Here is a 4,308-nt window from a genome sequence, read left to right as displayed (position 1 = left end):
GCTTGCTGAATAAGTCTTTAAAGCGAATCTAGAAGCCACACAGGTTACAAAATGGTTGTTTCGTTGCTCAGTTTCCTTTCTTTACCTAGCGATCGCGCTTTGATTGTGCAAGGGTTTTGAGACTCTAGATGTTAAACAAGTGCACTTGTTTGGTGAAAAAAGGCTTAAACCCCTTATCTGGACTAGATTACACATTCATTCAGCAAGCCCTATTTATACCTGATTGGGTATGAGTCAGATTCCTTATAGCGGTTCCCGACCTAGTGAGGTACATTTTTTAAGCTACTTACAAAAAACAGGGTGTGGGGTGTAGGTATTAAATAAAAAATGCGCGTTCTGAGTTTAAAGCTCAGTTTAAAAAAGATGTTTTTACTCATACGCAAAGCGCTCCTAAAAACAGTGTCCTTGTTACAATCCCATGTTTTAAAACGTGGGTTCCCCACTCAGCCACCCCCCACACCCTACCCCCTTTGAATTTTGTAGGAAAGATTGGAGTGTACCTCAGTTGCTTAGGAAACGCTATAACGTAAACGACATGTCTGTAAGACTTCTGACTATTGATTTTAGAGGACTTGTAGTTTGTTTAGTTTGCCAAACTTAAATGTCTAGTGACCAGAAGTGGCATATTCAATTAGTAGAGCAAGACGCTGGCGGAGAGTTTCTAATCCCAGGCGATCGCTTGCGGAAATAAACACCGCTAAGGGAAACTCTTCCTGAGCTAAAGCTAAAATTTCACTATCCACTTGATCTATCTTGTTAAAAGCAACGATCGCAGGTCCTGGAGTCACTGGCATTGCTGCTAAAATGTCTCTGACAGCGCGAATATGACTCAACCAAGCGGGATGTGACAAATCTACTAAATGCAGTAAAGCATCAGCTTCTGTAACTTCCTCTAAAGTGGCACGGAAGGCATCCATTAATGATGCAGGCAATTCGTGGATAAATCCGACTGTATCTGTCAGCAGAATTTCTTGAGTTTCACCTGTATCAGCATGGGGAATCACTAGCCGACGTGTAGTCGGGTCAAGTGTAGCAAATAGCTGGTCAGCCGTGTAAATTTCCGCGTTCGTTAGGGCATTGAGCAAGGTAGACTTGCCCGCGTTGGTATAACCAACCAAAGCCACTGAGGGAACTTCAAGATGTTGTCGCTTTTGCCGCAGACGGGAACGATGCGCTTGCAACTGGTTGACTTCTTGTTGTAATCGGGAAATGCGCCTTCCAATACCACGGCGTTCGGTTTCTAGTTTCGTTTCACCAGGACCGCGAGTACCAATACCACCACCCAACCGAGACATTGCCCGACCTCTACCTGTAAGTCGCGGCAGCATATATTCTAACTGTGCCAGTTCTACTTGCAATTTACCTGCACGAGACTGAGCGCGTTGGGCAAAGATATCTAAAATAACTTCGGTGCGGTCAACTACCCGGACACCAATTTGTAATTCTAAGTTACGGACTTGTGCGGGTGAGAGATCGCGGTCAAAAACGACGAGATTTGCGCCGATGGTTTGAGCGGTGAGGGCTATTTCTTGGACTTTACCTTCGCCGACTACTGTTTGCGGATGAATGCGTGATCGCTTTTGTTGCATTGTCTGCAATACGTCTCCCCCGGCGGTATCGACCAACCGTGCCAATTCCGCTAATGTATCTTGGAATTGTTGGGGTGTCGTATTATCAGTAAATACACCGACAATCAAAACGCTATCGCGATCGCCATCTACTTCTTTAGCAACAAATTCCCGCCCAAAGTCTGCTTCTAGTGCTTCCACCAAGTCAAGAAAATCTTGGTCTGTCAGCACGTCTAAGCTCAGAGGCGGTGATATATTCCAACTTGGAGATGGGATATTGTTAGATGGTGTGAGTGAAGCTGGACTTGCGATCGCTAGGCGGGATTCTTGAGCCGTCAGGTGCGCTAAATAAGCTTCTTTGACGTACCCAGTAGCGCCACCACCACGCTTTGTAAATCCCGTTCCGGTTATATTTAGCACAACTAGGGCATCTAGGCGTTGTAGTGCCATCGATGTCAGCGCCGCTTCATTTGGCGGTTCTGACTTTAGATGAGTGGAGATACAACGAATACCGCTGAGTCGTTCTGCACCGTAGCGGGGCAATTCCAGCAGTGGGATTTGCGTTTGACGCGGTGAACCTACCCCGACGCGGATGACTTGTCCGCGACGATTGAGGTAGGCACACACGGGTTGATTGATTTCTGTACTAATTGCAGCCAGTCGCTGGGAAAATTCAGGCGTGGTTAGGCGATCGCCTGGTATGCGCTGGTGATACAGCCTAGCTAGTTGTTTGAGCTGGCTGGATTTTAGTCCTTGGAGATTACCAAAGATAGTCTCTATAGGCGTTTATGACCAGTAATATGGTCCCCCGAATCCTTCTATGTCTATTTTACAACAGGGTTAAGGCTCCTATCTCTCTCCTTTGAGGGATGCGTTGTGAATTAGTTCACGGGGGGCATTTATTTGAGGCTATTTTGCTGGTAGTAACCCACAAATCGAGCAATAGTAACAACACGCGCCGCCTCAAGACAAAACTTAAGGATCTATTTCACCAGTTTGTTGAAGTGCAAAATTGATAATAGTTTCACTTAGCCTAATTCCACGAACAATCATTCTGTCAATTGCTTGTTTAATATCAATAGGGTAGCCTTCTCGGTGTCCACGCAACAAAATACCGATAGTACCTGTAACAGAAAGACCGCTTAACCTGGCAACTCGTCTACCAGCTGCTTCATCAATGCAAACAGTCTGTATATTTTCGTTGAGCGCAAGTTGGATAACAGAAGCTTCTCCTAAATCTAAAGAATTAAGTAAGAATGGATAAATATGAGTTAAGGGTATTTGCGATTTTTGTAGCCAATCTGCATCCTCAAATTCACTTACCGCAAATCCGCTTGCACCTCCAGCAAGTATTTCTTGACAAACTTCAAAGGGAACCAAAACCTGAGTATACAAAGATTGAAGAATTCTTAAATCTCCTATTGCCGCTATTATAGAAATAAGTGGTGCTGTGTTGATAACAATTATATTAGTTTCAAGCATTCTCTAAATCAGATATAAGTTCTTCTTCTGTTAAATCAATCATTGCTACAGCATAATGGTGTAAATTAAGTAAAAAAGTTACCCTATCTATACCTGCTAATTGTGCAGCTAAACCAGAAGAAATGCGTTTCATTTCAAATAGTTTAACTGCCATTGCCATTTTTGCTTCTTGTTCAAACTGTTCTCGCGTTTGCTGTAAGGCATCTGGTAAAGTTTCTGGATAGTCAATTTTAAGTTGTGACATGATTTTTATCAGGGCGATCGGTTGCAATTTCAACAGTAGGACGCACCTTGGAAGAGGATAAATCATCAAATGGAAACTTGACTAAAACAACTTTACCTTTCATTGTTCAGTGGTTTTCCATCTTCTAAAGTATAGATGTCTTCCTCTGGATCGTGAAGGAAGGCAAAAACTGGATTAGTAGCTGCGGCTTTTAGCCATTCATTTTCATCTATATCTTCTGCTTCGGGAAATAGAAGAATTACGCGAACGCGACCAGTTTGTTCTAGAGGTAATAGTTGATCTAAATGCAATTCACCTTTTGCATTAACCGTTCCAGTAATTTCTAACGCTTTCATAATTTTTAGTTGGTTTTATCTAAAGTTTATCGGTGCTAGCTTATGAGCGATCGCTTTTAATTTACTTAGTCATTTTCAGTTTCCCAGTCTTCCCCATCCAAAATAGAAAACTCTGTTAATTCTGGGTCGTTTAAAAAATCTTCAGCTGTTGAAGGTATATGAGGTGCTAGTAGTTTGTGGCGTTCTTCTACAGTAAGTCTAGCAATTTCTTGCAAAGATAACTGTTTTTCGTCTTGGGTTGTTGATGAAATACTAGAATTTGATGCTTCGCTATTTACCTGCTTTAGCTGTCCTGTTTTTTGCACTAGAAATTCAACAAAATCAATGACTTCCTGTTGTTTTTCATTTGGGAGGATTCGCAAATTATCTAATACCGCTTTTTCAATATTGATTGTTTCTGACATCTGTTTTAATCTCTTTCAGATGGTTTGCTTGTGTATTGCTCTTTATTCTGGTGAGTAGCATTGCTTCTATAGGAATCATATTTGATTTTTGAAAAAAACTAAGAGATAATACGGAGATGAGTGATAAGTATAATGAGGAACGATGATGAATCAGCACTTACAGCAGGCGATCGCAGAACTAGAGGAATTTATAGTTCAAAATATAAATGCCCGTGAAGTGAGAAAAGGGTTAGCAGTAAAGCTGGTTTATCAAGGTTACTTATATGAGGAAATCC

5 protein-coding genes are annotated in these 4,308 nt (G+C 42.1%); all 5 read right to left on the bottom strand.

Going from position 1 to position 4,308, the window contains the following annotated elements; genetic code table 11:
• Positions 1 to 605 precede the first annotated feature (605 nt).
• Positions 606 to 2,348: a GTPase HflX gene (gene hflX / locus TOL9009_RS0127590; protein ID WP_072022171.1), complete on the bottom strand. Its 1,743-nt coding sequence runs from the start codon at positions 2,346 to 2,348 to the stop codon at positions 606 to 608.
• Between the two features lie 195 nt (positions 2,349 to 2,543).
• Positions 2,544 to 3,050, bottom strand: coding sequence for a DUF3368 domain-containing protein (locus TOL9009_RS0127585; protein ID WP_029636415.1), 507 nt, complete (start codon positions 3,048 to 3,050; stop codon positions 2,544 to 2,546).
• On the bottom strand, positions 3,043 to 3,297 hold the full coding sequence (locus TOL9009_RS0127580) for a UPF0175 family protein (protein ID WP_186227701.1): 255 nt from the start codon (positions 3,295 to 3,297) through the stop codon (positions 3,043 to 3,045). The genes TOL9009_RS0127585 and TOL9009_RS0127580 overlap by 8 nt, the downstream gene beginning before the upstream one ends.
• Positions 3,298 to 3,386: 89 nt before the next feature.
• Entirely contained in the window at positions 3,387 to 3,629 is a 243-nt protein-coding gene (locus TOL9009_RS0127570; RefSeq protein ID WP_029636411.1) for a hypothetical protein, read from the bottom strand.
• Positions 3,630 to 3,694: 65 nt separating this feature from the next.
• Entirely contained in the window at positions 3,695 to 4,033 is a 339-nt protein-coding gene (locus TOL9009_RS43915; protein WP_029636410.1) for a DUF2281 domain-containing protein, read from the bottom strand.
• Between the last annotated feature and the right edge of the window lie 275 nt (positions 4,034 to 4,308).

It is taken from the genome of [Scytonema hofmanni] UTEX 2349, from assembly GCF_000582685.1.
Taxonomy (GTDB): domain Bacteria; phylum Cyanobacteriota; class Cyanobacteriia; order Cyanobacteriales; family Nostocaceae; genus Hassallia; species Hassallia hofmanni.
This window is presented reverse-complemented; position numbering and strand designations above follow the sequence as displayed.